The sequence below is a fragment of the Alishewanella maricola genome (genome assembly GCF_016343785.1).
GTDB lineage: Bacteria > Pseudomonadota > Gammaproteobacteria > Enterobacterales > Alteromonadaceae > Alishewanella > Alishewanella maricola.
Map to the genome: position 1 here is coordinate 1 of NZ_JAEINI020000034.1, position 1,944 is coordinate 1,944.

Genomic DNA, 1,944 nt, shown 5'->3' on the forward strand with positions numbered 1-1,944 from the left:
GCTTGTACCACAGACAAAACCCAGTGCTATCCCAGTACAGCACTTTTAACCGAGTACGCTGCCGATTGCAGAACACAAATAGTGCACCGCTAAATGGCGAGATCTGCATCTCTTGCTCGACCAGCAACGATAAGCCATTAATGGATTTGCGAAAATCGACCGGCTGTTTATGCAAATAGACCTTAGGCACATCGAGGAACATTTTCATAGTCAAAGTGCTCTGAGCAAGGCGGCTAACCAGAGTGCATCCGTCCCTGCTGGAAGTTGCAATTCCATATCACGCTTGCGTAGCAGGATATGCCGGGCCAGTGGCGAGCTTTGTGGTGCTAATTCAATGAAACCGGTGTCATCATTCTGATGAGCCAACAACTGGCGTTTACGGAGATTGAAATAGGTCGGGATAATCCCTTGTCGTTTAGCAAATGCCGTTTGAGTAAGGCCACTTTGGGCTTGCTCGGCGAATAAGGCCAGCCATTGTTCTTTAGTGCGTTTCATGATGATTACCCTGATAATTTAAAGAGGCAGACAGGGTAATGTTGATCAGTTAGGATAGGAATGTGTGGTTGGCGTTACGCTTACAAATAAATCACGAAGCAAAACATGCCTAAAGGCATAAGTAAAAAAATAAGAACGCTCTCAAACTCTTTTTTAATTAGTGCATGTATTCCAATGAGCAAATGCACGAATGAGATAACGATGCATATAAAGCCAGAAACGATCAGTAACGCTGTATATTCCACTTCCGGAAAAAGTAGATACGCCACAATAGCCGGTGGCAAAAGTAAAACTAAGCCCGTAGCCTGGATTGAAGAGTCATTTATCAATTGAATGTACTTTTTCACAGGACTCATTCAATGGCCTTCTAACGCAAAGCACACGGGCGGAAAAACGCTTTAGCGTTTGACGTCCCAGCGGCTGCAGGCCGCGAGTGATGCGCCTTGTTATGAGTTGTTTTTGAGCATGGTTGTTTCACTATAATCACTCTTAAAAGCATCCATTTCATAAGGGTTACCAGCTGTGTCCAGATACAACGAAAATAGCACTGGTTTGCCATCATCATCGTTAAATTCTAACTCTGCACATACTGAGCCAAAGCTACGTTCAGAATGAGCTATCCCAATTTTTAAGCTACCCATACCGCCGTCGTCCATTGAATCCACCAACAATAATTCTGCATCAAACGGTATCGCTGCCCGCTCAAATAATTTCTGAAGAATTCTTACTTCACCGGTCGTTGGGGTACGCATCATCAAAACTCATAACGCCCAAATTTAGCGCGGAAAGCCGCGCAGCGGGTTGACATCGCAGCCAGCGCTTTTTGCTGGCGATAAAATTTGTTTGTTATGCGCCTTGCTCACAACCGCACTTAATACCATAATTAGGTAACTTTTGGTATCCGGAGAGCTGCACATGGCCAAGAACACAAGTATAACTATTGGAGAACACTTTGAGGGCTTTATTGCAAGCCAGATCCAAAGTGGGCGTTACGGCTCAGCGAGTGAAGTCATTCGCTCAGCGCTACGCTTACTCGAAAACCAAGAAACCAAACTTAACTCACTTCGTCAACTACTTGTCGAAGGCGAACAAAGCGGTGACGCAGAATATGACCTCGATAGCTTTATCAATGAACTTGATAGTGAAAACTCTCGATGAAGCCATTTAATCTCACCGTTGCTGCTAAAACCGATTTGCGAGATATCGCATTATTTACCCAGCGTCGCTGGGGAAAAGAGCAACGAAATATCTATTTAAAACAATTTGATGATTCATTTTGGCTTTTAGCAGAAAACCCCGACATCGGTAAAACATGCGATGAAATCAGAATCGGATATCGTAAATTCCCTCAAGGTAGCCACGTTATCTTTTATCAACAGATCGGCAGTCAACAAATTAAAATCATCCGTATTCTTCATAAGAGTATGGATGTTAATCCGATACTTGGCG

General features: G+C 43.8%; 5 protein-coding genes. 2 read left to right on the forward strand and 3 right to left on the reverse strand.

Translation table 11 applies throughout. The annotated features are described in order from the left end of the window. From tnpB to JAO78_RS16560, 3 genes are all read right to left on the reverse strand, one after another. On the reverse strand, positions 1–208 hold a 208-nt coding region (gene tnpB, locus JAO78_RS16550), incomplete at its 3' end, for an IS66 family insertion sequence element accessory protein TnpB (protein WP_226752468.1). 2 nt (positions 209–210) lie between these two features. Next, a complete protein-coding gene (tnpA, locus tag JAO78_RS16555; RefSeq protein ID WP_226752469.1) occupies positions 211–495 on the reverse strand; it encodes an IS66 family insertion sequence element accessory protein TnpA in 285 nt (94 codons plus the stop codon). A gap of 446 nt (positions 496–941) precedes the next feature. Continuing rightward, positions 942–1,250 carry a DUF6984 family protein gene (locus JAO78_RS16560; protein ID WP_226752470.1) on the reverse strand — a complete coding sequence of 103 codons (309 nt, stop codon included), beginning with the start codon at positions 1,248–1,250 and terminating at the stop codon, positions 942–944. Between the two features lie 160 nt (positions 1,251–1,410). On the opposite strand from JAO78_RS16560, the gene JAO78_RS16565 reads away from it, so the two are divergent. Both JAO78_RS16565 and JAO78_RS16570 read left to right on the forward strand, forming a co-directional pair. Beyond that, positions 1,411–1,653, forward strand: coding sequence for a type II toxin-antitoxin system ParD family antitoxin (locus JAO78_RS16565; protein ID WP_189484258.1), 243 nt, complete (start codon positions 1,411–1,413; stop codon positions 1,651–1,653). Continuing rightward, positions 1,650–1,944: type II toxin-antitoxin system RelE/ParE family toxin (locus tag JAO78_RS16570; protein WP_226752471.1), on the forward strand; the 295-nt coding region annotated here is incomplete at its 3' end. The genes JAO78_RS16565 and JAO78_RS16570, both read left to right, overlap by 4 nt.